26 protein-coding genes are annotated in these 25,406 nt (G+C 61.0%); 9 read left to right on the top strand and 17 right to left on the bottom strand.

Annotated features, from left to right (window positions below):
* Positions 1-44: 44 nt before the first annotated feature.
* Together ACR0AC_RS14445 and ACR0AC_RS14440 are read left to right on the top strand one after the other, a co-directional pair.
* The gene (locus ACR0AC_RS14445) at positions 45-1,208 is read left to right on the top strand and encodes a benzoate/H(+) symporter BenE family transporter (RefSeq protein WP_170454174.1); all 1,164 of its coding nucleotides are present in this window, start codon (positions 45-47) and stop codon (positions 1,206-1,208) included.
* Positions 1,209-1,223: 15 nt separating this feature from the next.
* Positions 1,224-1,574, top strand: a complete 351-nt coding sequence (locus ACR0AC_RS14440; protein ID WP_480874272.1) for a DnaJ family domain-containing protein — start codon at positions 1,224-1,226, stop codon at positions 1,572-1,574.
* Here ACR0AC_RS14440 and ACR0AC_RS14435 read toward each other — a convergent pair whose 3' ends face one another.
* The gene (locus ACR0AC_RS14435; protein WP_170623700.1) at positions 1,575-2,357 is read right to left on the bottom strand and encodes a crotonase/enoyl-CoA hydratase family protein; all 783 of its coding nucleotides are present in this window, start codon (positions 2,355-2,357) and stop codon (positions 1,575-1,577) included.
* A 130-nt stretch (positions 2,358-2,487) separates the two neighbouring features.
* Here ACR0AC_RS14435 and ACR0AC_RS14430 point away from each other — a divergent pair, with 130 nt between their 5' ends.
* The gene (locus ACR0AC_RS14430) at positions 2,488-3,597 is read left to right on the top strand and encodes a pyridoxal phosphate-dependent aminotransferase (RefSeq protein WP_170623702.1); all 1,110 of its coding nucleotides are present in this window, start codon (positions 2,488-2,490) and stop codon (positions 3,595-3,597) included.
* Positions 3,598-3,695: 98 nt separating this feature from the next.
* On the opposite strand, the gene ACR0AC_RS14425 is transcribed toward ACR0AC_RS14430, so the two are convergent.
* The 6 genes from ACR0AC_RS14425 to ACR0AC_RS14400 all read right to left on the bottom strand — a co-directional run bounded on the left by ACR0AC_RS14425 (position 3,696) and on the right by ACR0AC_RS14400 (position 12,520).
* Positions 3,696-4,886, bottom strand: coding sequence for an aminotransferase class V-fold PLP-dependent enzyme (locus ACR0AC_RS14425; protein ID WP_170454180.1), 1,191 nt, complete (start codon positions 4,884-4,886; stop codon positions 3,696-3,698).
* A gap of 51 nt (positions 4,887-4,937) precedes the next feature.
* Entirely contained in the window at positions 4,938-5,570 is a 633-nt protein-coding gene (locus ACR0AC_RS14420) for a bifunctional 4-hydroxy-2-oxoglutarate aldolase/2-dehydro-3-deoxy-phosphogluconate aldolase (protein WP_170454182.1), read from the bottom strand.
* Positions 5,571-5,573: 3 nt separating this feature from the next.
* Positions 5,574-7,379, bottom strand: a complete 1,806-nt coding sequence (gene edd, locus ACR0AC_RS14415; RefSeq protein ID WP_480874268.1) for a phosphogluconate dehydratase — start codon at positions 7,377-7,379, stop codon at positions 5,574-5,576.
* A 2-nt stretch (positions 7,380-7,381) separates the two neighbouring features.
* Positions 7,382-8,827, bottom strand: a complete 1,446-nt coding sequence (gene zwf / locus ACR0AC_RS14410; protein WP_170632942.1) for a glucose-6-phosphate dehydrogenase — start codon at positions 8,825-8,827, stop codon at positions 7,382-7,384.
* Between the two features lie 164 nt (positions 8,828-8,991).
* Positions 8,992-11,235, bottom strand: a complete 2,244-nt coding sequence (ptsP, locus tag ACR0AC_RS14405) for a phosphoenolpyruvate--protein phosphotransferase (protein ID WP_170454187.1) — start codon at positions 11,233-11,235, stop codon at positions 8,992-8,994.
* A gap of 46 nt (positions 11,236-11,281) precedes the next feature.
* Entirely contained in the window at positions 11,282-12,520 is a 1,239-nt protein-coding gene (locus ACR0AC_RS14400) for an aspartate kinase (RefSeq protein WP_170454189.1), read from the bottom strand.
* Between the two features lie 165 nt (positions 12,521-12,685).
* On the opposite strand from ACR0AC_RS14400, the gene ACR0AC_RS14395 reads away from it, so the two are divergent.
* The gene (locus ACR0AC_RS14395; protein WP_170454191.1) at positions 12,686-13,042 is read left to right on the top strand and encodes a hypothetical protein; all 357 of its coding nucleotides are present in this window, start codon (positions 12,686-12,688) and stop codon (positions 13,040-13,042) included.
* On the opposite strand, the gene ACR0AC_RS14390 is transcribed toward ACR0AC_RS14395, so the two are convergent.
* The 5 genes from ACR0AC_RS14390 to ACR0AC_RS14370 all read right to left on the bottom strand — a co-directional run bounded on the left by ACR0AC_RS14390 (position 13,036) and on the right by ACR0AC_RS14370 (position 16,087).
* Positions 13,036-13,674, bottom strand: coding sequence for an SDR family NAD(P)-dependent oxidoreductase (locus ACR0AC_RS14390; protein ID WP_480874263.1), 639 nt, complete (start codon positions 13,672-13,674; stop codon positions 13,036-13,038). The two genes, ACR0AC_RS14395 and ACR0AC_RS14390, sit on opposite strands and share 7 nt — an antisense overlap.
* A gap of 3 nt (positions 13,675-13,677) precedes the next feature.
* Complete coding sequence (locus tag ACR0AC_RS14385) at positions 13,678-14,133, bottom strand: DUF1178 family protein (RefSeq protein WP_170454195.1); 456 nt, start codon at positions 14,131-14,133, stop codon at positions 13,678-13,680.
* A gap of 71 nt (positions 14,134-14,204) precedes the next feature.
* On the bottom strand, positions 14,205-14,666 hold the full coding sequence (locus ACR0AC_RS14380) for an NUDIX hydrolase (RefSeq protein ID WP_170454575.1): 462 nt from the start codon (positions 14,664-14,666) through the stop codon (positions 14,205-14,207).
* Between the two features lie 129 nt (positions 14,667-14,795).
* A complete protein-coding gene (locus ACR0AC_RS14375) occupies positions 14,796-15,539 on the bottom strand; it encodes an EcsC family protein (protein ID WP_480874259.1) in 744 nt (247 codons plus the stop codon).
* Positions 15,540-15,592: 53 nt separating this feature from the next.
* Complete coding sequence (locus ACR0AC_RS14370; RefSeq protein WP_480874256.1) at positions 15,593-16,087, bottom strand: GNAT family N-acetyltransferase; 495 nt, start codon at positions 16,085-16,087, stop codon at positions 15,593-15,595.
* 72 nt (positions 16,088-16,159) lie between these two features.
* Between ACR0AC_RS14370 and ACR0AC_RS14365 the strand changes: the two genes are divergently transcribed.
* Positions 16,160-16,765: a flavin reductase family protein gene (locus tag ACR0AC_RS14365; RefSeq protein WP_480874254.1), complete on the top strand. Its 606-nt coding sequence runs from the start codon at positions 16,160-16,162 to the stop codon at positions 16,763-16,765.
* A gap of 134 nt (positions 16,766-16,899) precedes the next feature.
* Here ACR0AC_RS14365 and ACR0AC_RS14360 read toward each other — a convergent pair whose 3' ends face one another.
* Entirely contained in the window at positions 16,900-18,534 is a 1,635-nt protein-coding gene (locus ACR0AC_RS14360) for a SulP family inorganic anion transporter (protein WP_170454204.1), read from the bottom strand.
* A gap of 215 nt (positions 18,535-18,749) precedes the next feature.
* Between ACR0AC_RS14360 and ACR0AC_RS14355 the strand changes: the two genes are divergently transcribed.
* The gene (locus ACR0AC_RS14355; RefSeq protein WP_480580297.1) at positions 18,750-19,622 is read left to right on the top strand and encodes an S-methyl-5'-thioadenosine phosphorylase; all 873 of its coding nucleotides are present in this window, start codon (positions 18,750-18,752) and stop codon (positions 19,620-19,622) included.
* A gap of 5 nt (positions 19,623-19,627) precedes the next feature.
* Here the strand turns inward: ACR0AC_RS14355 and ACR0AC_RS14350 are convergent, their stop codons facing one another.
* On the bottom strand, positions 19,628-20,491 hold the full coding sequence (locus ACR0AC_RS14350) for an alpha/beta hydrolase (protein ID WP_480874251.1): 864 nt from the start codon (positions 20,489-20,491) through the stop codon (positions 19,628-19,630).
* A gap of 170 nt (positions 20,492-20,661) precedes the next feature.
* Here ACR0AC_RS14350 and ACR0AC_RS14345 point away from each other — a divergent pair, with 170 nt between their 5' ends.
* Positions 20,662-21,291, top strand: a complete 630-nt coding sequence (locus tag ACR0AC_RS14345) for a LysE family translocator (RefSeq protein ID WP_480874249.1) — start codon at positions 20,662-20,664, stop codon at positions 21,289-21,291.
* A gap of 1 nt (position 21,292) precedes the next feature.
* Here the strand turns inward: ACR0AC_RS14345 and ACR0AC_RS14340 are convergent, their stop codons facing one another.
* Positions 21,293-21,466, bottom strand: coding sequence for a hypothetical protein (locus tag ACR0AC_RS14340; RefSeq protein ID WP_170520607.1), 174 nt, complete (start codon positions 21,464-21,466; stop codon positions 21,293-21,295).
* A 324-nt stretch (positions 21,467-21,790) separates the two neighbouring features.
* Here ACR0AC_RS14340 and ACR0AC_RS14335 point away from each other — a divergent pair, with 324 nt between their 5' ends.
* Both ACR0AC_RS14335 and ACR0AC_RS14330 read left to right on the top strand, forming a co-directional pair.
* Positions 21,791-22,330 (top strand): adenine phosphoribosyltransferase, encoded by a 540-nt coding sequence (locus ACR0AC_RS14335; RefSeq protein ID WP_170454211.1) that lies wholly within the window; start codon positions 21,791-21,793, stop codon positions 22,328-22,330.
* 169 nt (positions 22,331-22,499) lie between these two features.
* A complete protein-coding gene (locus ACR0AC_RS14330) occupies positions 22,500-22,982 on the top strand; it encodes a fasciclin domain-containing protein (protein WP_480874245.1) in 483 nt (160 codons plus the stop codon).
* Positions 22,983-23,020: 38 nt separating this feature from the next.
* Here ACR0AC_RS14330 and ACR0AC_RS14325 read toward each other — a convergent pair whose 3' ends face one another.
* Both ACR0AC_RS14325 and ACR0AC_RS14320 read right to left on the bottom strand, forming a co-directional pair.
* Positions 23,021-24,436, bottom strand: coding sequence for an FAD-binding oxidoreductase (locus tag ACR0AC_RS14325; protein WP_480874242.1), 1,416 nt, complete (start codon positions 24,434-24,436; stop codon positions 23,021-23,023).
* 38 nt (positions 24,437-24,474) lie between these two features.
* Positions 24,475-25,293 (bottom strand): MBL fold metallo-hydrolase, encoded by an 819-nt coding sequence (locus ACR0AC_RS14320; protein WP_480874239.1) that lies wholly within the window; start codon positions 25,291-25,293, stop codon positions 24,475-24,477.
* Positions 25,294-25,406: the final 113 nt, after the last annotated feature.

Genomic DNA, 25,406 nt, shown 5'->3' with positions numbered 1-25,406 from the left:
GCCCGCGATTGTTAGCAATTTGCTCAAACAACCCCGAGGCAGCAATGGCGCACCCCCTTCCCCCCGTGCAGACAATCTCGACCGGCCTCGTGGTGGCGGTGGTCGGGTTCTTCAGCTCTTTTCCGATTGTGTTGCAGGGCCTTGCGGCGATGGGCGCCTCGGGCGCTGAATCCGCATCCGGCCTGATGATGGCGGCGATTGCGATGGGGCTGGCGGCCATCATCCTCAGCCTTTGGCACAAGCAGCCAATCAGCGTGGCATGGTCCACGCCCGGTGCAGCCCTGCTTGCGGTCTCGGCCACACCTGCTGCTGGCTTTTCGGGGGCCGTCGGCGCGTTTCTGTGCGCCGGAGCCCTGACCGTTCTGGCCGGGCTCTGGCGGCCATTGGGGCGGCTGGCCGCGGCGATACCGACGACACTGGCGCAGGCCATGCTGGGCGGAGTGCTGCTGCCCCTGTGCATCATTCCCTTCAAAGCGGCGGTCGATCTGCCGTGGCAGGCCCTGCCGGTGATCCTGACCTGGTTCATTGCGGGCCGTTTCAACCGGCTGTTCGCCGTCCCCGCCGCCGTGGTCGCGGCGGCCATCGTCGTTGTCCTGAACGCCGGAGGCAGCCCGGTCCGCCCCGAGCATCTGGTGGCCGCGCCGGTCTGGACCATGCCCACATTCTCGGTCGCGTCCGCTGTCGGGATCGGCATCCCGCTGTTCATCGTCACCATGGCCACGCAGAATATCCCCGGCATCGCGGTGATGCGCAGCTTTGGCTACACGCCGGATGCGGGCAAGCTGTTCCCGGCGGTCGGAGGGGCCAGCTTCCTGTCGGCCCCGTTCGGAGCGCCCGCCACCTGTCTTGCCGCAATCACCGCTGCGATGTGCTCGAACGAGGACAGCCACCCGGACCGGGACCAGCGCTATTGGTCGGCGGTCATGGCGGGGGTGTTCTACTGCCTGTTTGGCGTCTTTGCGGTGGCGATCACCGGATTTGCCGCCCATGCCGACCCGCTGTTGATGGGAACCCTGACCGGAGTTGCGCTGATCGGCGTAATGGCGAACGCAACCTTTGCCGCGCTCGAAGTGCCTGCCGAACGTGAAGCGGCCATCCTTACCTTTGCCATCACCGCTTCGGGGATTACCGTTTTTGGGTTGGGTGCCGCGGTCTGGGGACTGCTGGCGGGCGGCATTGCCTATCTGGCGACAAACCGAATCCGCTAGCTGCCGGGACCAAGATTGAGGTACAGTGAAGACGTGTTTGGACCGCTGGGAAAACTGATCGAACGCCAGATCAAAAAGGCGCAGGCCGAAGGCCAGTTGCAGGGGCTTGAGGGCGAAGGCAAACCCCTGCCCGACCGGTCTGCCGAGGCGCAAGGCGATCCCGCCATTGCCGCCGGGCACCGGATCATGGCGCAGGCCGGTGTGCTGCCCGAAGAATTCGAGATCCGGAAAAATCTGGACGCCGCCCGCAAGGATTATGCCGCGCTGACCGACCCCGAGGCCCGCAAGGCCGCCATGGCCCGCATCGCCGAACTTGAGATGCGATACAACATGGCCCGCGATGCGCGACGGGCCTTCATGCGGTGACTATTTGAACTCGGGCTTGCGGCCCTGCATCTGGGCCATCACGACCTCCATCTGATCCGGCTTGCCGATCAGTTCCACCTGCGCGGCGGACTCCTCAAGCAGCACGTCGGCGCGGGGCCGGGTCTCGGCCACATCAATCAGCCGTTTCGCCGCACGGATGGCCGAGGGGCTTTTGCCCGCGATGTCTTCGGCCAGTGCCTGCGCCTCGGTCAGCGGATCGTCCGAGAGTTTTGTGACCAGCCCCCACTCGGCGGCCTGTGCCGCGCCGATGGGGCGCGCGGTGTAGGTCAGCAGGCGCAGCACATCCGAGCGCACAAGATTCGGCAGCAGAACCATGCCGCCCATATCCGGGATGATGCCCCATTTCATCTCCATCAGGGCCAGCTTGGCCTCGGGGTGGGCGATGCGGATATCCGCGCCCAGCGCGATTTGCAGCCCGCCGCCATAGGCCACGCCCTGAATGGCGCAGACCACCGGCACCGGCACGCGCCGCCAGATCATCGCGACCTCTTGCAAGGGGTTGGCGTCCTCATGCGTGCGCGGCATCAGCATCTCGTTCGGATCGGCCTGCGCCAGCCCCGCCATGCTGGCCATGTCCAGCCCGGCGCAAAAGCTTTTGCCTTCACCCGACAGCACAACGGCGCGGGCGTCCGAGGCCGCGACGTCCTGCCCGGCCGACACAATCGCCTTGAACATCGCGTCATCCAGCGCATTCATCTTGTCGCCGCGTGTCAGCGTTACGTGGGCAATGTGGTCTTTGTATTCGACGGATACGCGCGCCATGCAGGGCCTCCCAACTCTGGTTTTTGTCAGCATGCCCCGAAAGGCGGGCCGAGTTCCACTGCGACGTCAGGGCAAAGGCCGGCCTTGGCTGAGCCTTGTCGAGCCGCGCGACTTGCGTTTATCTGCACGTATGACCGGACCACGATACACATCCCTTGCGCAATCCCTGCCTGCCACCGTGCCCTTTGTCGGTCCCGAAACACAGGAGCGTCAGCGCGGCGCGCCCTTCACCGCCCGGCTGGGCGCAAATGAAAGCGTGTTCGGCCCTTCGCCGCGCGCAATTGAGGCGATGCGACAGGCAGCGACCGAGATCTGGATGTATGGAGATCCGGAAAACCACGATCTGCGCGTTGCTCTGGCCGACCATCATGCTGTGTCAGCCGAGAATATCGTGGTTGGTGAAGGCATCGATGGGCTGCTGGGCTATCTCGTGCGTTTGCTTGTAGGTCCGGGCGACGCGGTTGTGACCTCGGATGGGGCCTATCCGACGTTCAACTATCACGTCGCGGGCTATGGGGGCGTTTTGCACAAGGTGCCCTATGCCGCAGACCACGAAGACCCGTCGGCCCTGTTTGCCAAGGCCACCGAGGTTGGAGCCAAGCTGGTTTATCTTGCCAATCCGGACAACCCGATGGGCAGTTGGCACAGCGGGGAGGATATCGTGACCGCGATGGAGGCACTGCCCAAGGGCTGCCTGCTGGTGCTGGACGAAGCCTATGTCGAATGCGCGCCCGAAGGTACGGCAGCGCCGGTATCGGCAGAAGACCCGCGCGTGATCCGAATGCGCACGTTTTCCAAGGTCTACGGGATGGCCGGAGCACGGGTCGGCTATGCGATTGGTGCGTCTGAACTGATATTGGCCTTCAACAAGCTGCGCAATCATTTCGGGATGAACCGCGCGGCACAGGCCGGGGCGCTGGCCGCGTTGGCGGATGGGGCCTGGTTGGCGCAGGTTCAGGGTTTGATCGACGCGGCTCGGGATCGGATCAACCAGATTGCGCGGGACAATGGGTTGGTGCCCTTGCCCTCGGCCACCAATTTCGTGGCGATTGACTGCGGTCGGGATGGTGTCTTTGCCAAGGCAGTATTGGAGTCGTTAGTCGCGCAGGGAATCTTTGTGCGGATGCCTTTTGTTGCCCCGCAAAATCGCTGTATCCGGGTCAGTTGCGGGACGGATGCTGATCTGGATGCATTTGCGGTCGCGTTGCCCAAAGCGCTGAACGCGGCGCGCGGGATGTGATCGGCGCAGGGGGGGCTGTCTGCCCCCCAATCGCGCATTGCGCGATTTCCCCCCGAAGATATTTTTGGCCAGATGAAGCAGCGGATCCTGTTGAGGGGTTACCCCGCAAGAACGGCAGCTGCAGCATCGAGCGCGCCTGAGCCGCGGGGAATGTTCAGCGCAGCAAGGCCGGATTCGACGCCACCCAGCATCCCCATGATCATCTGCCCGTTTACATGGCCCATATGGCCAAGGCGGAAACAGCCGTCTTCATCCGCCATTCCAAGCCCGATCCCCAGTGTCAGGCCCAATTGGGTCTCGGTGTATCTGCGAAGTGATGTTCCGCGTCCATCGGTCAGGCGTAGCGCGGTCACCGCGTGGCTGCGGTGCTGGCGGTCGGCGATGTTGATGTGCAGGGCATCGCCCTGGGACCAGATCTCGCAGGCGGCCCAAACGGCTTGTGCCAGACGTTCGTGGCGGGCCCAGACATGCTCGATCCCTTCCGCATGGATCATGTCCAGCGCGGCGCGCAAACCATATAAGTGGTGGGTGGGCGCGGTGCCGTTGAAATACTGGTAGAACAGATCGGGATTGGCGCGCGGCACCCAGTCCCAGTATTGCGAGACGCGGGGCATGGTTGCACGTTTCGCCTGTGCCTTGTCGTTGAAGAAGACAAAACCAACGCCTGCCGGGGTCATCAGCCCCTTTTGGCAGGCGGTCACCATGACATCGACGCCCCAGGCATCCATCTCGAACCGGTCGCAGCCCAGCGAGGCGATGCAATCGGCCATCAGAAGCGCCGGATGATCCAGATTGTCCAGCAGCGCGCGAAGGGTTGGAATATCGTTGCGGACCGAACTTGAGGTATCGACATGCACCGCAAGCACCGCTTTGATCTGGTGGGCGGTATCCGCGCGCAGGGCCTCGGATATCTGGTCGAAATCCCACGGCGACGCGGTGCCGAAATCCAGCAGTTGGACCTTGGCGCCGATCCCATCGGCCATCTCGGCCCAGCCATGGGTGAACCGGCCCGAAGCCGGGGCCAGCACCGTTTCACCCGGTGCGATCACGTTGGACAGCGCCGCCTCCCACGTGCCGTGGCCGTTGGAGATGTAGATGGCGACATTGTGATCCGTGCGGGCCACGCGACGCAGGTCGCGGGTCAACGCGGGCATCATCTCGATCAGCGCGCCTTCGTAGATATTGGGCGACGGTCGGTGCATCGCCTGCAGAACCGCGTCGGGTATGACGGACGGACCCGGAATCGCCAGATACCCGCGCCCCTGCGCAAGGGAGATTTGGTTTGTCATGGGATCAACCTGTATGAATTGATCCTTACCCTAGCGTTGCTTTGGGCGGCGTCAATCCGTCAGGCGGGACGCCTCGCGCGCAAGAGTTTCAATGCCTGCCCAGTCGCCATCCTGCACCATCTGTTTCGGCGCGACCCAGCTGCCACCGGCGCAGACCACGTTGGACAGGGAGAGGTAATCGCGCGCATTTGCCGGGGAAACTCCGCCTGTGGGGCAGAATTTGATCTGGGGCAGAGGTGCTCCGATCGCTTTCAATGCGGGCGCGCCGCCCGAGGCTTCGGCAGGGAAGAATTTCAGCATGTCATAGCCCCGTTCCAGCAGCGCCATCGCCTCACTGGCGGTGGCTGCGCCGGGCAGCAGGGGCAGGCCTTCCGCCTCACAGGCAGCAATCAATGCGTCGGTCGCGCCGGGTGAAACACCGAATTGCGCGCCCGCTTCTTTCGCGGCGCGGACATCGTCGGGCGTGACCAGTGTTCCGGCCCCAACGACACCGCCCGGCACGTCGGCCATGGCCCGGATTGCGTCCAGAGCCGCCGGAGTGCGCAATGTGACCTCAAGCGCCGGAAGGCCGCCAGCGACAAGTGCTTCGGCCAGCGGGCGCGCTGTGGCGGCATCGTCCACGACCAGAACCGGAACAATCGGGGCCAGGGAGCAAATCTCGCGCGTGCGTTGGGTTTTGGACATGGCTTACACTCCGAAAATGCTGGCACCGGTGTCGGCGGACCCGACATTGGCGCGGAATGTGCCGAACAGATCGCGCCCGACACCAAATTGATTGGCCGAGAGATCGGCCTTCGCAGGCACCCGGTCCAGAACCCCATCGGTGAGGATTTCCAGCTCACCTTTCACCGCATCGACCCGCACCAGATCGCCATCCTGCAGATATGCGATTGCACCGCCATCCAGCGCCTCGGGCGAGACATGGATTGCCGCCGGAACCTTGCCGGATGCGCCGGACATGCGGCCATCTGTGACCAGCGCAACCTTCTGTCCGCGCCCCTGCAGTATCGACAGAATCGGGGTCAGCGAGTGCAGCTCGGGCATGCCATTGGCTTTCGGCCCCTGGAAACGCACGACAACAATGACGTCATCGGTGAACTCACCGGCTTTGAAGGCGGCTTTGACTTCGTCCTGATCGTGGAACACGCGGACCGGGGCTTCGACCACCTGATGTTCAGGCGCGACGGCAGACACTTTCATGACCCCGGTGCCCAGATTACCGGTCAGGCGCGACAGGCCTCCGGTGGGTTGGAACGGGTCCTTGGCTGAACGGACGATCTTTTCGTTCAGGCTGTGGCCCGTGCCGTCTTGCCACGTCAATTCTCCGCCGATCAGCTTGGGTTCTTTGGTGTAGTTGTGCAGGCCCTGCCCAGCGACTGTCAGTGTGTCGGGATGCAGCAGGCCATCCTCGAGCAAGGTGCCGATGGTGTAGCCCAACCCTCCGGCGGCGTGGAAGTGGTTCACGTCGGCCAGACCGTTGGGGTAAACCCGCGCAACCAAGGGGACCACGGCGGAGACGTCCGAGAAATCCTGCCAGTCCAGCACGATACCACCCGCGCGGGCCATAGCGATCAGGTGGATCAGCAGGTTCGTGGATCCACCGGTAGCCATAAGACCCACGATCCCGTTCACAAAGGCGCGTTCATCCAGGATCTGGCACACTGGCGTATAGTGATCGCCCAAAGCGCTGAGCGACAGCGCACGGCGCGCGCCCTCTTCGGTCAGGGCATCGCGCAGCGGCGTGTTTGGATTGATGAAGCTGGAGCCCGGCAGGTGCAGGCCCATGAACTCCATCAGCATCTGGTTGGTGTTGGCAGTGCCGTAAAAGGTGCAGGTGCCGGGGCCGTGATAGGCGGCCATTTCAGCGGCCATGAGTTCTTCGCGACCGACCTCTCCTGCAGCGAATTTCTGACGGACCTTGGCCTTTTCGTCGTTCGGCAAGCCACTGGTCATCGGACCGGCAGGCAGGAACACCGCGGGCAAATGACCAAACGCCTGTGCGCCGATCACAAGGCCGGGGACGATCTTGTCGCAGACGCCAAGGAACACGGCAGCATCATAGGTATTGTGGCTAAGCGACACGCCGGTCGCCAAAGCGATCACGTCCCGCGAGAACAGCGACAATTCCATCCCCGCCTCACCTTGGGTGACGCCGTCGCACATGGCGGGCACACCGCCTGCGACCTGAGCGGTTCCGCCTGCGGCGCGAATGGCCTGACGGATCAGCTCGGGGTAGCGCTCGAACGGTTGGTGGGCGGACAGCATGTCATTGTAAGCCGTGACAATGCCGAGGTTTCCGGCAGTACCGGTTGCCATGGCCTGCTGATCATCGCCCGCCCCCGCATAGGCATGGGCCTGACCGCTGCAGGACAGATGACCCCGCGCGGGGCCTTTGGATTTTGCCTGTTCCATCCGTTCCAGATGCGGGCCACGCAGGTCGGCGCTGCGGTCGATGATCCGCTGGGTGACGTCCTTGATGACGGTGTGAACCATTCCTAACCTCCGATCTGACGCCAGCGGCGTCCATCGCGATGCATCAGCATCAGTGCTTCTTCCGGCCCCGAACTGCCCTGATCATACCGTGACGGGCGGTCGCCGCGTTGTTCCCACCCCTGAATGATAGGATCGACCCAGGCCCAGGCGGCTTCGGCCTCATCCCCACGCATGAACAGGGTCTGGTCGCCGCGGATGACGTCCATAATTAAGCGCTCATAGGCGTCCGGGGCGCTGGCATCGTCGCCCAGCGCGTCGGCAAAGCTCATATCCAGCGAGACGTCGGACAGGCGGAAACCGCCCGGACCCGGGTCTTTAATCGTGGTACGCAGGGTGATGCCTTCATCCGGTTGCAGGCGGATCACCAGCACATTGCCGCGCAAGGGGCCGACATTGGGGAAAATCGTATGGGGCGGGTCGCGGAAGAACACCGCAATCTCGGATTCGCGCGCTCGCAACCGTTTGCCCGTGCGCAGGTAGAACGGTACCCCGGCCCAGCGCCAGTTGCCCAGATGGACCTTGAGCGCAATGAAGCTTTCGGTACGGCTGGCCGGATCGCCGACGTGGTCGACATATCCGCCCTCGCCCTTATCCGCACGGTACTGGCCGCGTGCGATGTCTTTGGCATCAACCGGCTCCAACGCCTCGATCACCTTGACCTTTTCGTCGCGCACCGAGTTTGGCGAAAACTTCGACGGGGGTTCCATCGCGGTCAGACACAAAAGCTGCACAAGGTGGTTCTGGATCATGTCCCGCATAGCGCCGGACTGGTCGTAGTACGCGCCGCGCCCCTCGACCCCCACAGTTTCGGCCACTGTGATCTGCACGTGATCAATATGGGTCGAGTTCCACAGCGGTTCGAACAGCGAATTGGCAAAGCGCAGCGCCATAAGGTTCTGCACCGTTTCCTTACCCAGATAATGGTCGATGCGGTAAATCTGATGTTCCTCGAAACAGGCGCGCAGACCTTCGTTCAGCGCCTTGGCCGAGGCCAAGTCATGTCCAAACGGCTTTTCCACCACGATACGGCTGTCGGGTGTCGCAAGACCCTGATCCTGAAGGCGCTTTGCGATCCCCGAGAACAGGCTTGGCCCCACCGACAGATAGAACGCGCGGACCACATCCTCGCGCAAAACGGACTTGAGATCATCCCAGCCCGCCGCGCCCAGCGCGTCCACGGGGACATATTCGACCCGCTCAAGAAAGCGGTCCAGCGTGGCCTTGTCAAAGCCGGGCGCGAATTCGTCCATCGATTTGCGCACCTGATCCCGGAACGCGGCGCTGTCCATATCTGACCGCGCTGTGCCGATGATCCTGGCGTCTTCCGGCATCTGGCCCACCTGGAACCGATGATAGAGGCCCGGAATGATCTTCCGCTGCGCCAGGTCACCTGTCGCACCAAACAGCACCAGGTCGAACGGATCCACCGGAATTACGCGAGACACCATGGCAAGGTTCCTTTCGAATTCTCTGTCGTCAGCTTAGCACGACCGGCTTTTTCGGCACGAAGCGCCCAAAACGCGAAACTGTTATCGCTAACATTTAAGGCGTCAATAGAAAGGCCGCGAAGAAAAATCAAGCTTGGATTTGCGGAATGCGACAGGTTTTCCACCTATGGCTGGTTGCGCAGCCACTCCATCACCGATGGCCTTACGGATTGCTCACCCCTGTGGCGCGCATCCGCGATAATTTTGCGCACATCCTGCAGGTTCGAGCGCAGAAGAAGGGTTTTGACCGGACCAATCGAAGCCGGGCGCATCGACAAGGTCCGAATCCCCATGGCCGCAAGACACAGCGCCTCGACCGGACGCCCGGCATCCTCACCACAGAAGCTGAGCGGGGTGTCCGAGATATCGCAGCGTTCGACGATACGCTCGATAAAGCTGAGGAAGCTGACATTCAGCGTGTCATAGCGGCGGCGGACCAGTTCGTTTTCGCGGTCGGCAGCAAAGAAAAACTGCTTCAGGTCATTGCCACCGATCGAGATGAAATCGACCTCGTCAAAGAATTTCTGCGGCGCGAACCCCAGCGAGGGCGTTTCCAGCATCGCGCCCACTTCCAGCGTTTCGGGCAGTACGTGACCCAGACGCTTTTCCCGTTCGATGGTCTTGTTGACTTCCCACCGGGCCTCGCGGAATTCATCGGCCTGCGCGACAAAGGGGAACATGATCGTCAGCGGCCGCCCGTTTGCGGCCCGGATCAGCGCCTGCAACTGCATCCGCATCACGCCGCGCTTGTCCAGCCCAACGCGGATCGCGCGCCAGCCCAGCGCCGGGTTCGGCTCGGCCACGTGCTTCATGTAAGGCAGTACCTTGTCCGAGCCGATGTCGAGCGTGCGGAACACCACACGCTTGTCGCCCGCCGCATCCAGCACGCGCTTGTATTGCGTCACCAGTTCCGACCGTTTGGGCATCTGGTTGCGGACCAGAAACTGCAACTCGGTCCGAAACAGTCCCACGCCTTCTGCGCCCGAATTGTCCAGCGACGGCAGGTCCGCCATCAGTCCCGCGTTCATGACCAGATTTATCCGCGCGCCATCTTGCGTGACGGTCGGCGTTTCCCGGATCGAAGCATAGCGTTCCTGCGCCTTGGCCTGCATCGCGATCTTGTCGCGGAAGGCGCTGACCACAGTGTCCTCGGGGCGCAGATGCACCACGCCCTGATCGCCATCGACAAGGACATGATCTCCGTTCAAAGCCTCGGTCGTGATCCGACCTACATGCACGACCAACGGGATCGCCAAGGCCCGCGCCACAATGGTCGCGTGACTGCCGACAGATCCTTCTTCAAGCACGATACCTTTCAGCGAGCGACCATATTCCAACAGATCACCAGGGCCGATATTGCGCGCCACCAGAATCGGATCGGGCGGCAGGTCGGAACTGTCGGTTTTGCCCTGCCCTGTCAGAATGCGCAGCAACCGGTTGCTGAGGTCATCCAGATCGGCCAGCCGTTCCCGCAGATACGGGTCGGTCACCTGACCCATACGGGCACGGGCCTGCGATTGTTCCTTTTCCACCGCCGCCTCGGCGCTGAGGCCAAGCGCGATGTCCTCTTCCATCCGGCGCATCCAGCCCTTGGAGTTCGCGAACATCCGATAGGCTTCCAGCACCTTCAACTGATCCGAGTCGCCGCCCTGAGAAATCTCGAGCATCTTGTCGACGCCGACACGCAGTTCTTCGACCGCTTCGACCAGACGCTCACGCTCGCGATGCGGATCGTCGGCAATCGGGTTGGTGACCACCACGCGGGGTTCGTGCAGCCAGACATGGCCTTCTGCCGCCCCTTCCTGCGCCGGTCCGCCCCGCAGCAGAACAGATTGCTGGTGCAACGGCGACAGGGCCGCGCCCTCGCCGACAAAGGCGCCAAGCTCGGCCATTTCGGCCAGTACCATGGCGACAACTTCCAGCGCATATACCTCGTCCGAGGAAAACTCGCGCGCCTCGCGGGATTGCACGACCAGCACGCCCAGCTTCTGACCAAGCCGCTGCACCGGGACACCCACAAACGAGGAATACCGCTCCTCGCCGGTTTCGGGCATGAAACGGAAACCTTTGGCCGACGGCGCATCGGCCGTATTCACCACTTTGCCGGATTTGGCGACGCGCCCCACCAGACCTTCGCCCAGCCGCATACGGGTCTTGTGAACCGCCTCGGGCGACAGACCTTCGGTTGCGCAAAGCTCAAGGGTTTCCTCATCCCGGAACAGGTAGATCGAGCACACCTCGCGCTGAATGCTGTCCGCAATCAGTTGCGTGATCCGGTCAAGACGTTCCTGACCGGCGGCCTCGCTCGCCATTTCTTCGCGCAGCCGCCCCAGCAGCTTGCGGGATTCTGTTTCGGTGCCGTCCGCCATGGCCCACCCAAATTAGTGTGTCAGGCGAAACCTTTGGCCGATCAGCTTAGGCCGCCTTGTCCAGTTCAAAGGCATCATGCAGTGCCTGAACCGCAAGTTCCATGTATTTCCTGTCGACCAGCACGGAAATTTTAATCTCAGAGGTTGTAATAACCTTGATGTTGATCCCCTCATCCGAGAGCACCTTGAACATCTTGGCCGCCACACCCGATTGCGAGCGCATACCGATTCCCACAACCGAGACCTTGCAGACATCGTTATCCGCAACCAGTTCGGCATAGTTCAGCTCGCCCTTTTCCTTGATCGCCAGCAGCGCCTTTTCGGCACGGGCCACCTGATCGGTCGGGCACGAGAAGGTCATGTCTGTGCGCCCCTCGTCCGAGATGTTCTGCACGATCATGTCCACATTCACGCCCTCATCGCTGAGCGCAGTGAAGATGATCGAGGCGATACCGGGGCGGTCGGCCACCGATACAACGGTCATCTTGGCTTCGTCGCGGGAATAGGCCACACCGGCCACAACATTGGATTCCATGATATCCTCCTCGTCGCAGACCAGTGTACCGGCCTCGTCGGATTGTTCCTCAAAGCTTGAGAGAACGCGTAATTTCACCTTATAGCGCATCGCCAGCTCGACCGAGCGGGTTTGCAGAACCTTTGCGCCCAGCGAGGCAAGTTCCAGCATCTCCTCGAACGAAATCCGGTCCAGCTTGCGCGCCTTTTCACAGATGCGCGGGTCGGTCGTGTAGACGCCGTCCACATCCGTGTAGATATCGCAGCGCTCGGCATCAAACGCGGCGGCGAAGGCCACAGCGGTCGTGTCCGACCCACCGCGACCCAGCGTTGTGATACGGCCTTCCGGGCTGATGCCCTGAAACCCGGCCACAACGGCAACCTTCATGCCCTCACCAAACTTCTGGTTCAGGTTATCGGTCGGAATTTCCTCGATCCGGGCGGCGGAATGCGCCCCGTTGGTCAGCAGCGGCACCTGCCAGCCCTGCCAACTGCGCGCCGGAATATCCATTTCCTGCAAGGTCAATGCCATCAGGCCAGCGGTCACGTTTTCACCCGAGGACACCACGGCATCATATTCGCGCGCGTCAAACAGGGGCGAGGTTTCGTTGACCCAACCCACAAGCTCATTGGTCTTGCCGGACATGGCCGAGACGATGACGATCACGTCGTATCCCTTGGCCACTTCGACGCCCACGCGCTTTGCAGCGCGGCGGATGCGGTCAAGGTTGGCGACCGATGTGCCGCCGAATTTCATTACGAGTACGGGCATGGGGGCTGGTGTCTCCGCGCCTTGGACTTATGGTTCCGTGCCTCATATTCGAGGGGGGGAACAAGGGCAAGGGCGCAAACAGGCTTTGCCTGCGACGCAGGGCCGCTTTACAATGGGCGGGCGTGGTGTCAGCCTGCGCATCGCAATCATTCCAAGAGGTTATTCATGCTCCGTCTTGCCGCTGCCTTCGCCCTTTTGTCCTCTGCCGCCACGGCTCAGGTTACAAGCCTGGCTGGAACCGATGGTCAGAACGCATTGGGCACAATCCCATGCGCCGCAAACGCCGGAGATCCGCTGAAAACCTGCAATGCCGAACTGCGCCGGCGCGACGATGGCAGCGCAACACTTGCCGTTGGTCTGGGCAATGGCGAGGTGCGCAACATCTATTTCACCGATGGCATTCCCGATTCCAGCAGCTCGACCTCGAAACTCACCTATGAGACCCGTGGCGATTTGCTGGTGATCTTCATCGAACCCGGTGAGGTTTATGAACTGCCCAAGGCGGCCCTGAACACTCAGTAGGCGTGCGCCTGCCCGTCATAGGTTTCAAAACACCCCGAGGTATCCAGCGACAAGCTGTCGAAACGGTCAATCAGGCCGGATACGGCCTGATCCAAATGGATGTCTGCGGCCGATCCGCCCATATCCGTCTTGACCCAGCCGGGGTGATAAATTCCTACCGCAATACCGTCCGACCGCAGATCGGTGGCCAGGTTCCGGCCCAGGTTCAGCACGGCGGCTTTGGAAGACCGGTAGATATAGCTACCGCCCGGCGCACGTGTGTGTGATGCCATCTGAGATGAAATGATCGCAATCCGACCCCGCGCCGCGCGCAGGTTCGGCAACAGCGCCTGAACGGTCAGAAACACACCGGTCACATTTGTCGCAAAACTCTGCGCCCACATCTCGGCCGGGTAGCCATCAATGCCCTGCCCCTTGTCCAGATAGACCCCTGCATTGCAGATCAGCAGATCCACTGGCTGTCCCTGCAGATGATCCGCCATGGCGCTGTGGTGCGCGGGGTCAGACACGTCCAGACGGATTTCGGCACTGTCGTCCCGCGCCGTCCCCGTCACCTGATGGCCGTCGTTACGATACTGATCTGCCAGCGCTTTTCCGATACCGCGATTGGCCCCGGTAATCAGGATATGCATGTCTCAGTTGGTCTTTCTGCTGGGAACAAAGGGAAGCGGCGCAACTGGCACACCATCTTCGATCAGGGCTTTCGCCTCATCCGGTTTGGCCTCACCATAGATCGCCCGATCCGGCGCTTCGCCAAGATGGATTTTCCGCGCCTCGCTGGCAAAATCCTTGCCTACGTAATCCGAGTTTTCCTCGACCTTGCGCCGCAACTCGGCCAGAACTTTTTGGACATCGGGCGCGGGGGTTGCCACGCTGACATCGTTCTGCGCCGGCGCCGGAGCCTCTGGCTGTTTCGCGGCGCTGCGTGCAGGACGAACGCGCGGTGTCATGATCGCCTTTTCCACCTGCGCGCTGCCACAAACGGCACATGTCACAAGCCCCGCCGCCGCAAGCTTGTCATACGCTTCCGCTGACTGAAACCAACTTTCGAAAGTGTGGCCTTCACGGCATTTCAATGCGTATTGAATCATGGTCCGTCCAAAAATCGATTGCCGAATAGATACCGACCGACAAGGCAATATCAAGCCCCTCTGGCCGCCCTTCAATGCAGCCGAGGCTTAAAGTCGCGCAATATCGCGGCAAGTTCAGGTGACGCAACCTTTGCGGCCGCTTTTTTGGGCGAGAACCACTCTCGCCTGCGCTGCCCTTTCTCGGGAAAATTCCGAGCAACGGATTTTACGTATAGCGGGAAAACATCCACCATACACAGCGCTGGCCCTTTCCTGGCGCGCAGTTTGACAAAGGGAAATTGCCCCAGTTTTTGCGGGCTGCACCGCCCAATGATACCGGCTTCTTCCCAGGCTTCCTGCGCGGCGGTCTCAGCCTCGGACAGCCCCTGCATCAGCCAGCCTTTTGGAATGATCCACCGATGGGTTTGGCGCGTCGTTATCAAAAGAACTTCAGGCCGCCCTTTCTCGATCCGGTAGCACAAGGCGGCTGCCTGCGGCAAAACCGGAAGATTTCCGGTGCCGTGCAACAGATCGGATGAAAGCCGGGCATTCATCGCTGCCAATCCCTTCCGCCATGAGGGTCATGCCTGTCTGCCAGACCGCCGGTTTTTATCCTATTTTGCGGCCCTTACGTGTCTGGATACCACATAATGACGCTCAAGCCAAGGAACAGGCGGATTGGCCTACATTCTGGCCGACAGTTTCCGCACCAGTTCGTCATGTGGAATATCGGCGTCAATGGCCAGTCGGCGCAGGCCGAAATGCACATGAGCGATCTGCTGGTAGTAGCGTGTATAGACGTAATTGGTGCCGCCTCCGGCCAAGGCGCCCAGCACCGGTACAGACTGCGCCGCCAGCTTTTGCCCCAAGACAATCGACAGCCGAGGTGCCACAGCAGCAATCAAGCGCTGCATCGCCGGGCCCGTCAGCGTCAAACGCACGGAAAAGAACCCCAGATCCGCGCCATCATCATAGGACATCGGTCCAGCCGCCGACAGAACCCGAACGCAATCGAACTTGACGTTTTCCTCAGCCGGATCAAAGCCTTCCCGCGCCGCCGCCCCCTGAATAGAGCGCAGTAGCATCGCAGTCGTTGCAGGCAGTTCCATCAAAGCGGTGGACAGACCGCCCATTCCGCCCGCTGCCCCCATTGCGGTTGTCACAGCGGTATTGACCCAGGGTTTCTGATCCGGAATTGCGCGACGCGAACCCTGTGCCGCATGAATCGCCAACCACAGCGCCCGTTCCGTCGCTCCGGTCAGGCCCTGACGCACAGGGTCGGGCAATTGGTCCAGCAGAGACTCCGCCGATCCGCCCAGCGCGTTCAGCAGTTTCACTCCGGCCCCGCCAGCGGATTTGTAATGTTCCGCCAGCCGGTCCAGCTCGGCCTCGGCATCTACATTTTCGACAAGAACCACGTCCTGCATCTGTGCCCTCCTGTCATGGAAACATCGGGGCTGACGAGCGCGGTTTCAATAGCTCAGCGCATCCAGCGTGTAACGGGGCCGCGCACACCGACCCACGCATCGGGGTGCAATTCCAGACCCAAAACTCGGTCCGGGTTGGTCGGTGGGGGCATCTCCACCCCGCTCAACCGGGCAAAGCCAAACCGCGCGTAATAAGGCGCATCTCCCACCAACATGACCCGTTTCCACCCTTTGGCCTGCCCGGCCTCGACCCCGGCATGGATCAGGTATCCGCCCAATCCTTCACCCTGATGCGTGGGGTGCACCGCCACTGGCCCCAGCAGCAACGCATCATCCGCACCCACATGGACCGGCCAGAACCGAATAGCCCCTGCCAGAATACCCTGCCCGTCCCGTGCCACCAGTGATAACCCGGAAACCGGAGGGACATCGTCGCGCAGACGATAGGACGACAGCGCCTCGCGCCCCGGTGCAAAGCACAGGTCATAGAGGGCCTCGACCTCCCACCAATCGCCCGGCTCTTCCGGCCTGATCCCGAATTGCTGCACGCTTGCCCTCTTTTCCTTGCTGGCAATCGCCCTAGCACTTCGCTACGCCTTGGGCAAACGCTTGGAGATCAGATGTTCTATCGCCCCGAAGACGGCCACGGCCTGCCGCACAACCCGTTCAATGCCATCATCACGCCCCGCCCGATCGGCTGGATCTCATCCCGCGACGCGGATGGGATCAACAATCTGGCGCCATATTCGTTCTTCAACGGAGTCGCCTACACGCCGCCACAGGTGATGTTTGCAACCACCGGCACCAAGCATGATCAGAACGGCGGCAAGGACAGCATTGCGAATATCGAAGCCACACAGGTTTTTTGTGTAAACGTCGTCGCCCATGCCCATCAGGACGCAATGAACGCAAGTTCAGCGGGTTTGTCAAAAGAGACCGACGAGTTTGCACATGCCGGTTTGACACCTGTCGAGTGCGAAACCATCCTATGCGCCCGGGTCGCTGGCGCGCCAGCAGCACTGGAATGCAAACTGACCAAGATCGTCACCTTGCCGGGCGAAGCCAACAGGGTCGTATTCGGCGAGGTCACAGGCATCCACCTCCACGACGACCACATCCGCGACGGGAAATTCGACGTGACCTCATTCAAACCGCTGGCCCGGCTTGGGTATCGGGATTATTCCGTGGTCACCGAGCTATTCTCGCTGAACCGCCCCGACGATTGACGGGGTTGGGGGCTCTGCCCCCGCCGCGCTACGCGCGCCTCCCCCGAGGTATTTTCAGCCAGATGAAACAAGGGATCCTTCATTCATCTGACCCCAAATACCTCGGAGCGCGAGGCAGAGCCTCGCATAAAGACTCAGTGCCCGCCCAGAATGCCCGTGCGAACAGAATAGTCGACGGCAAGGCCATAATCCGGGTCATCGTCGCTATCCACCATCAGGTGGCCCGCCTTGTTCAGCAGTTTGTGGCAGTCGTGGCTGAGATGGCGCAGCATCACGCGCTTGCCTGCGGCCTCATATTTACCGGCAATGTTCTCGATGGCCTGCAGGGCGGACTGATCGACGACCCGGCTTTCGGCGAAGTCCACGATCACCGTGTCGGGATCGTTGGGCACATCGAACAACTCAACAAAGCCGTCTGACGAGCCAAAAAACAGCGGGCCCTGGATTTCGTAGACCTTTGCGCCTTTCTCGGTTTCGGAGTCGCGCGTGACCGCATGGATGCGCTTGGCATTGTTCCAGGCATAAGCAAGCGCCGAGACGATCACACCGACCACAACGGCAACCGCAAGGTCTTCCATCACGGTCACGACAGTCACCAGAACGATCACAAAGGCGTCCATGGCAGGGACCTTGCGCATGATCTTGAACGAGTTCCAGGCGAAGGTGCCGATTACCACCATGAACATCACGCCCACTAGTGCGGCCAGCGGGATTTGCTCGATCAGCTTCGAGGCAAACACGATGAAGATCAGCAGGAACAGGGCGGCCGCGATGCCCGCGATCCGGGTTCGGCCACCGGATTTCACGTTGATCATCGACTGACCGATCATCGCGCAACCACCCATGCCGCCAAAGAAACCGGTGACAATGTTCGATGCGCCCTGAGCGATACATTCCTGCGAAGCTCCGCCTCGTTTGCCGGTGATTTCACCCACAAGGTTCAGCGTCAGCAGGGATTCGATCAGGCCGATGGCAGCCAGAATGACGGCATAGGGCAGGATGATTTCAAGTGTTTCCCAGTTCAAAGGCACCATCGGGATGTGGAACGCGGGCAGCCCGCCTTCGATCGAGGCCAGATCGCCGACGCGCGGCACGTCCAGGCCAAAGCCGATCACCAGCGCCGCAACCACCAGAATACCGGCCAGTGGCGCAGGAATGATGCGCGTGATCCGAGGCATCACCCAGATCACCGCCATGGTCAGCGCCACAAGGCCCAGCATGGTATACAGCTGCGCGCCCGAGAGCCACTCGCCCCCGCTCATCCCATGGCCGGTGTTTTCCATGGAACCGGGCACTTTGAACTGGCCCATCTGCGCCAGAAAGATCACGATGGCCAGACCGTTCACAAAGCCCAGCATCACCGGGTGCGGCACAAGGCGAATGAACCGGCCCCAATGCATGGCACCGGCGATGACCTGCAAAATACCCATCAGAACCACAGTCGCGAACAGGTATTCCACCCCGTGTTGCGCCACCAGTGCCACCATCACAACGGCCAAGGCACCCGTTGCGCCCGAAATCATGCCCGGGCGACCACCGATCAGAGCCGTGATCAGACCGACCAAGAACGCCGCGTACAGGCCGACCAGCGGGTGCACACCCGCAACAAAGGCAAACGCCACCGCTTCGGGCACCAGCGCCAGTGCCACCGTCAGACCCGACAACAGCTCGATCCGCAGGCGCGAGACGGTCAGCCCCTCGTCCGGAACCCAACGCAGATCGGGTTTGGCTATACGGTTGGCAAAGCTTGCCAGCATGGCTCGGGGCATGAGACGGTCCTGTGGGTCGTTATGTTCGCGCGAAGGGGGCCTTCTACCGGTTAAGCCCGGGCTGAGATACCACATTAACGGGAACCCGCTATGCATTTCTTGCATAACTTCACCCTTAGGACACGTGCACAAGACACAAACAGTTGACTGCACTTGCCAATTTGATCGCCGGGTCGCAGAACTCGGGTATCAGAAATTCAGTGCGGAGGCCGAACGTGACCCAAACAAAAATCGCCGTGATCGGAGGATCGGGTATTTATGACATCGATGGCCTGCAAAACGCGCAATGGGTCACGGTCGAAACGCCATGGGGCGCACCGTCCGATCAGATCCTGACCGGATCGCTGGATGGGGTCGAGATGGCCTTTCTACCCCGCCACGGGCGCGGGCATGTGCATTCGCCCACCGAAGTGCCCTATCGCGCCAATATCGATGCGCTGAAACGCTTGGGCGTGACGGATGTGATCTCGGTCTCGGCCTGTGGATCGTTTCGCGAGCATATGGCTCCGGGCGATTTTGTGATCGTCGATCAGTTCATCGACCGGACGTTTGCACGCGAGAAAAGCTTCTTTGGCACCGGATGCGTTGCGCATGTCAGCGTTGCCCACCCCACTTGCCCGCGGCTGAGCGATGCGTGTGAGACCGCCGGTAAGGCTGCAGGTATCAACATCCATCGCGGCGGAACCTATCTGGCGATGGAGGGGCCACAATTCTCATCTCTGGCCGAATCCAAAATGTACCGCGAGCAATGGGGCTGTGATGTCATCGGAATGACCAATATGCCCGAGGCGAAACTCGCCCGTGAGGCCGAGCTTTGCTATGCCTCCATCGCAATGGTGACAGATTATGACAGCTGGCACCCGGACCATGGCGAGGTTGATGTCACCGCCATCATCGCAACCCTGACCGGCAATGCCGAAAAGGGACAGGCGTTGGTCAAAGGTTTGCCATCCTTGTTGGGGGCCGTGCGCGTGCCCTGCCCGCACGGATGTGACCGGGCATTGGAATATGCGATCCTTACGGCCCCGGAAAAGCGCGATCTGGTCATGCTGTCCAAGCTGGACGCGGTGGCCGGGCGAGTGCTTTGATGCGCTCAGGGCTGGGGCAGCGTGTCCTGAACCACCTGCCACAGCCCATGTGACCACAAATCATCATGTGTTCCACCGATGATCAGATACAGGCTGGCCGTATCCTCGGCCAGTGACGCCAAAGCCTGTCCGTGATGGGAAGGAACGACCGTATCCGCCGAGCCGTGGAAGATCAGCGTTGGGACCTCGATATCCGCGATGATATCACGGGTGGCGAAATGGTCCTTCATCAACGCTTTGATCGGCAGCCACGGGTAACGCTCACCCGCCACGTCAACGGTTGCGGTAAATGGGGCTTCAAGCACGAGCAACTCGGCCGCTGGACGCTGCGCCGCAACGGCCGCCGCGACTCCCGTGCCCAGGCTTTGGCCATGCAAAACGACGGGTTTGCCCTGATCGTTCAGCCAGTCGAACAGTTCCAGCCCATCCGACACGAACGCCACCTCGGACGGCTCACCTGCGCTGCCGGGATAGCCGCGATAGCTGGGCGCAAGCAGTCCGTAGCCGCTGTTGAGGATTTCCCGAAGGCGCTCAGCCCGATCGCCCAGATTGCCGCCCTGACCGTGGAAGAACAACACGGTTGGCGCATCTTCGGTGACTGGCGGCGCTGACCATGCGGTCAGTTCGGTTCCATCCGACATGGGCAATGAAATGACGTCCACATCCGCCAACCCGATTGCGCCGGGTTCTGGCAAATCCCCCATCGGTTTGAACAGCAAGTTGCGTTGATTGACGTACATGTATCCGACAGCAGCCAGATACAGAACGGCGACCAAAGCAAACAAGGCGACAAACAGCCGGATCACGCGACGCGTACCGGGCGCATCGCTTGGCGCGGTGCCCTGCCCTACTTTTTGAGTTTGGTTCATCGATGACTCCGCCGAATGCAGTGATGCCCTTAGTCTGGGGGCCGGTTTGCCAGATTCAAGAAACATACGCCAAGCTTAATCTAGGGTTAATGTTGTGGCGCTCACAGCAAAACTCTTGACCCCAGCGCGCCAAATGGGCTTGCTGCGGTTTGCACAAAACCGGGTGAACCATGTCTTTCGAACTCTGGCTGGCCTTTGTCGCCGCATCAACTGCGCTGCTGCTGATCCCTGGACCAACGGTGTTGCTGGTCCTCAGCTACGCGCTGTCCAAGGGGCGCAGCGTCGCCGTGGCCTCGGCCACCGGGGTTGCGCTGGGTGATCTGATTGCAATGACGGCCTCGCTTTTGGGGCTGGGCGCGCTGGTTCTGGCCTCGGCGACGTTATTCACCGTCCTGAAATGGGTCGGAGCGGTCTATCTGGTCTGGTTAGGGCTAAAGCTGCTGCGCAGCGCACCGTCTGGCGGATTGACCCCGGTAGAGACCGGGCGCGATGTAACCGCCCGAGGCGTCTTTGGTCACGCTGCCGCAGTGACCGCGCTGAACCCCAAATCCATTGCGTTCTTCATTGCCTTTGTGCCCCAGTTCCTGCGCCCCGCCGAGCCTCTGGGTCCGCAATTCGTTATCCTGATCGGCACATTCGTCGGCCTTGCCGCGCTGAATGCGCTGGCCTATGCGCTGTTGGCCGACCGGTTGCGCGTGATGATCGGACGCGCGGACGTGATTACCGCCCTGACACGCGCCGGAGGGATCGCGCTGATCGGAATGGGGATCGCAACCGCGGTACTGCGCCGTCCCGCCTGACCTATTCCTCGGCGTTTTCCTTCATGAAACCGCGAATAAAGCGGCGGATTTCGCGCGCTGCCGAGGTGTCGAGCTCTTTGCACAATTCAACAAAAGCATCGCGTTCATCTTTGTCCAGACGCAAGACCAACTGACTGTTTTTCTTGGTGGAACCCTTACCGTCTTTCTTTGCCACGCGTCTTTTTCCCGTCTGAACCTTGAATCTCTTTGCGATGCAATGTATATACATGGCATAGAAGTTGTAGATATCGGGCACATAACAACAAAAATAGGATTATGGCAATGAACCTTCATACTGCTCAGGCATTTCTTTTGCGAGATCAGCGCAACTGGCGCAAACCACACTTGTCGTGGTTGCCCGCTGCGCTGTACCGATATTACGGTTTGCCGAAGGCGTCCCCGGACCGCCGCAAATAGGCGCAGGCGGTATTCTTTTCTTGCATGACTGACCCCGATGGGCCAAACAGCCCGGCGTGTTTTGACGCCAAAGGGTTGCCTCATGTCCAGAAACAAGACGGTCAAAGATTACATCCGGACCATCGTCGATTTCCCCCATGAAGGGATCATGTTCCGCGATGTGACGACCCTGTTTGCCGATCCCCGCGGGTTTCGCATGGCCATCGACCAGATGCTGCACCCCTACGCGGGTGAACGGATCGACAAGGTTGTGGGGCTGGAAGCGCGCGGGTTCATTCTGGGCGGTGCCATCGCGCACCAGCTTAGCGTCGGTTTTGTGCCGATCCGCAAAAAGGGCAAACTGCCCGGCACCACCATCAGTCAGGATTACAAACTGGAATACGGCGAGGCGATTGTCGAGATCCACGATGACGCCATTCTGCCCGGCGAGAAAATCCTGGTGGTCGACGACCTGCTGGCGACAGGCGGCACTGCGGCGGCCGGGATCAAGCTGATCGAACGTTTGGGTGGCGAAATCGTTTCTTGCGCTTTCATCATCGACCTGCCCGAGCTTGGCGGGCGCAAGGTTCTGGAAGAGATGGGCATGGATGTGCACATCCTTTGCGAATTCGAAGGTCTTTGACCCAAACAAAATCACATATTTTTGAGTGGAAATCTGAAATGGCTCGGGCTTAGCCCGGCTTCGCCAGTTTTCAAGCCAATTCTTTGCGCGTTTCATGTGATCTGTTCCATGCGCCCGGCGTATCCCGGTTGATGCTGCTGAGAGCATCCCAAACCAGGGAGACTACGTTATGTTTCGCAAATTCGCCGCCGTCAGTGTTGCTTCAATCCTTCTGAGCACCTCGGCCATGGCCGATGGCCACGGCAAAGACATTGTCGATACCGCCGTCGCCGCCGGAAGCTTTGAAACCCTTGTTGCAGCTGTTCAGGCAGCCGAGCTGGTGGATACGCTGAAGGGCGAGGGCCCGTTCACCGTGTTTGCCCCGACCGATGAAGCCTTTGCAGCGCTGCCCGAAGGCACGGTTGCGGACCTGCTGAAGCCGGAAAACAAAGACCAGCTTGTGGCGGTCCTGACCTACCACGTCGTGCCGGGCAAAGTGATGTCGGGCGATCTGTCCGACGACATGACCGCTGCGACCGTTCAGGGTGGTGACATCACCATCGATCTGGACTCGGGCGTGATGGTCAATGACGCCAACATTGTTCAGGCCGATATCGAGACAAGCAACGGCGTGATCCACGTCATCGACAAGGTGATCCTGCCTGCGTCCTAAGCACTATTCTTCATGGCCCGGTCCCGGCTGGGCCGTGATCACATCTTTAGAACAGCGCCCGGGTTCATGATGCCCTTTGGGTCCAAAGCCGCCTTGATCGCCCGCATGGCAGAAAGTTTCGTCGGTTCAGAGAAATGCTGAAGATCTTCTGTCTTTAGCCGACCTATCCCATGTTCCGCGCTGACAGATCCTTCGAACGCATGCACGAGATCGTGCACCGCCTGTTTGACCAGCATGCGGTCTTCGGCAAAATCTGCCCGGCTCTGCCCCTTGGGCGGAAATACGTTGTAATGCAGGTTGCCGTCGCCCAGATGACCAAAGCAGTTGATCCGAAACGGCCCCAGCGCCCCGATAATCTCAGCCCCATGCTGAATGAACTCGGGGATCGCCGAAATCGGCACTGAGATGTCGTGGCTCGAGACCGAACCGATCAAGCGATTTGCTTCGGGGATGTTTTCCCGCACCGCCCAAAGCTCCTGACGCTGCGCCTCGCTTTGCGCGATCACCCCGTCATTGACCAAACCCCTTGCACTCGCAGCGCTGAACAGGGCCTCCAAAGCGTCATACGGGTCTTGCCCGGCAGGCAGGCCCAGCTCGATCAGAACGGACCAGTCTGGCGGCGTGTCAAACGGCTGGCGCACATCCGGCAACACCTCGGTCAAGAAGTCCAGCCCCTGCCTATGGATCAACTCAAACGTACTGACCGTCTCGCCCACCTGATCGCGCGCCACGCCAAGCAGATCAATCGCGGCCTCGGGTGAAGCAACCTGAAAAATCGCGGTCCCGGTCGCCGCGGGGCGCGGGAACAGCTTTAGCGACGCCGCCGTGATGATCCCCAACGTGCCTTCGGACCCAATCAGCAAATTGCGCAGATCATAGCCCGTGTTGTCCTTCCGCAACCGGCTGAGACCATGCCAAATCTCACCGGTTGGCAGCACGGCTTCAAGCCCAAGACACAGATCGCGGGCGTTGCCATAGCGCAGCACATTGACCCCACCCGCATTGGTCGCAAGGTTGCCGCCAATCCGGCATGACCCCTGCGCCGCCAATGCCAGAGGAAACAGCCGGCCCGCCGCCTCGGCCGCCGCCTGCACATCGGCCAGCACAGCGCCCGCTTCGGCGATCATGACATTCTCGGTGGGATAGACCTCACGTATCGCAGTCATGCGTTCCAATGAGATCACCAACGGGGTCGGCCCGTCGGGCATCACCTGCCCCCCGACCAGACCTGTACCGCCGCCATAGGGCAGAACGGGCACCGCCTGATCGGACGCAAGCCGGACCAGAGCGGAAACCTCTTCGACCGAATGCGGCAAAGCCAACAGGCCCGACTCCCCGGAAAACCGACCGCGCGGTTCTTCCAGATATCGCTCTGAAATCGGGCGCAGCACATCGATCCCCACGGTTGAGCGGATCAGGTCTGCAAGATGGTCATCAGCGGGGTTCAGGGTCATTGCTCTTCATTGCCCAAGGTGCACGGCACCCACAAGCCTTATTCCAGATCAATCAGATATTCCGGCTCAAGCACCACAACGGTTGGCCGGTCAGGCAACGTGCGCAACGATACGGTGATTTCGGACGTGCCTTCACGCACAACAGGGAACTCATCACGGATATCGACCAGAAACCGATCCAGCGAGAAACTGGAAAACCAGTGCATCGGGATGATGACCGAGCTTTTCAGCCGCCTCAGCACCGAAATCATGTCGGGCAATGGCATTGTCGTACCCCCATCCACCGCCGCCATGACCACATCCAACCGCCCCAGCGCCGCGAATTGCTCGTCCGAGGGCACGTGGTGCAGATGCCCCAGATGGCCGAGGCACAAGCCCTCAACCTCGAACACAAAGATCGAGTTGCCCTGCTCCTCAACCCCACCATAGACCGAGCGGATATCGGTCGAAACATTGCGCACCAGCATCTCACCCAGATCAAGGTAGTGATCGATGCCCTGACCGAACTCGCCCCATCCCGGCAGAACATGCGGGATCGCGGGGTCCGGGTGGGCCGTCCAATGGGTGCTGTGGGCGTGGTTCATGGTCACGATGTCCGGGATCAGGTCGGCACCACCGATGAACCCGGTGAAATCCGTCACTGCGTTCAACCCGCCGCGCGTCTGGATCAGAAAAGACGCATGGGCGACATAACTGATCCGGACCGAAAACTCAGGCACAGGGTCCTGCCAGGCCGCCTTGTGGATATACGCGATCCCCGGAGCTGCATCCGCAATGGCGATGCAATGGCTCGGCCGCCGCTCTTGCGCTGCGGCCCCGCCCGAAATCACCATCAATGCCGCAACCAACCAGCGCATACCCAGAGTGTAGCGCAGAACGCCCCCAAGTCATGCGCTTTAGTTGTGCATGTCAGAACGGCACAAATCAGGTGCCAACTTTTGTGCGACATGCCCCTTGTTCATCTGGCCAA

This window comes from Ruegeria sp. H7 (assembly GCF_056532945.1).
This window is presented reverse-complemented; position numbering and strand designations above follow the sequence as displayed.

Bases quoted from the DNA above. Each gene is read 5' to 3' on its own strand.
- ACR0AC_RS14435 (WP_170623700.1), bottom strand. From the start codon at position 2,357: ATGGCGCGCGTATCCGTCGAATACAAAGACCACATTGCCCACGTAACG.
- ACR0AC_RS14320 (WP_480874239.1), bottom strand. From the start codon at position 25,293: ATGCGCTGGTTGGTTGCGGCATTGATGGTGATTTCGGGCGGGGCCGCA.
- ACR0AC_RS14420 (WP_170454182.1), bottom strand. From the start codon at position 5,570: ATGTCCAAAACCCAACGCACGCGCGAGATTTGCTCCCTGGCCCCGATT.
- ACR0AC_RS14330 (WP_480874245.1), top strand. From the start codon at position 22,500: ATGTTTCGCAAATTCGCCGCCGTCAGTGTTGCTTCAATCCTTCTGAGC.
- ACR0AC_RS14360 (WP_170454204.1), bottom strand. From the start codon at position 18,534: ATGCCCCGAGCCATGCTGGCAAGCTTTGCCAACCGTATAGCCAAACCC.
- ACR0AC_RS14445 (WP_170454174.1), top strand. From the start codon at position 45: ATGGCGCACCCCCTTCCCCCCGTGCAGACAATCTCGACCGGCCTCGTG.
- edd (WP_480874268.1), bottom strand. From the start codon at position 7,379: ATGGTTCACACCGTCATCAAGGACGTCACCCAGCGGATCATCGACCGC.
- ACR0AC_RS14335 (WP_170454211.1), top strand. From the start codon at position 21,791: ATGTCCAGAAACAAGACGGTCAAAGATTACATCCGGACCATCGTCGAT.
- zwf (WP_170632942.1), bottom strand. From the start codon at position 8,827: ATGGTGTCTCGCGTAATTCCGGTGGATCCGTTCGACCTGGTGCTGTTT.
- ACR0AC_RS14365 (WP_480874254.1), top strand. From the start codon at position 16,160: ATGTTCTATCGCCCCGAAGACGGCCACGGCCTGCCGCACAACCCGTTC.
- ACR0AC_RS14350 (WP_480874251.1), bottom strand. From the start codon at position 20,491: ATGAACCAAACTCAAAAAGTAGGGCAGGGCACCGCGCCAAGCGATGCG.
- ACR0AC_RS14325 (WP_480874242.1), bottom strand. From the start codon at position 24,436: ATGACCCTGAACCCCGCTGATGACCATCTTGCAGACCTGATCCGCTCA.
- ACR0AC_RS14400 (WP_170454189.1), bottom strand. From the start codon at position 12,520: ATGCCCGTACTCGTAATGAAATTCGGCGGCACATCGGTCGCCAACCTT.
- ACR0AC_RS14425 (WP_170454180.1), bottom strand. From the start codon at position 4,886: ATGACAAACCAAATCTCCCTTGCGCAGGGGCGCGGGTATCTGGCGATT.
- ACR0AC_RS14380 (WP_170454575.1), bottom strand. From the start codon at position 14,666: ATGAATGCCCGGCTTTCATCCGATCTGTTGCACGGCACCGGAAATCTT.
- ACR0AC_RS14385 (WP_170454195.1), bottom strand. From the start codon at position 14,133: ATGATTCAATACGCATTGAAATGCCGTGAAGGCCACACTTTCGAAAGT.
- ACR0AC_RS14375 (WP_480874259.1), bottom strand. From the start codon at position 15,539: ATGCAGGACGTGGTTCTTGTCGAAAATGTAGATGCCGAGGCCGAGCTG.
- ACR0AC_RS14430 (WP_170623702.1), top strand. From the start codon at position 2,488: ATGACCGGACCACGATACACATCCCTTGCGCAATCCCTGCCTGCCACC.
- ptsP (WP_170454187.1), bottom strand. From the start codon at position 11,235: ATGGCGGACGGCACCGAAACAGAATCCCGCAAGCTGCTGGGGCGGCTG.
- ACR0AC_RS14345 (WP_480874249.1), top strand. From the start codon at position 20,662: ATGTCTTTCGAACTCTGGCTGGCCTTTGTCGCCGCATCAACTGCGCTG.
- ACR0AC_RS14395 (WP_170454191.1), top strand. From the start codon at position 12,686: ATGCTCCGTCTTGCCGCTGCCTTCGCCCTTTTGTCCTCTGCCGCCACG.
- ACR0AC_RS14390 (WP_480874263.1), bottom strand. From the start codon at position 13,674: ATGCATATCCTGATTACCGGGGCCAATCGCGGTATCGGAAAAGCGCTG.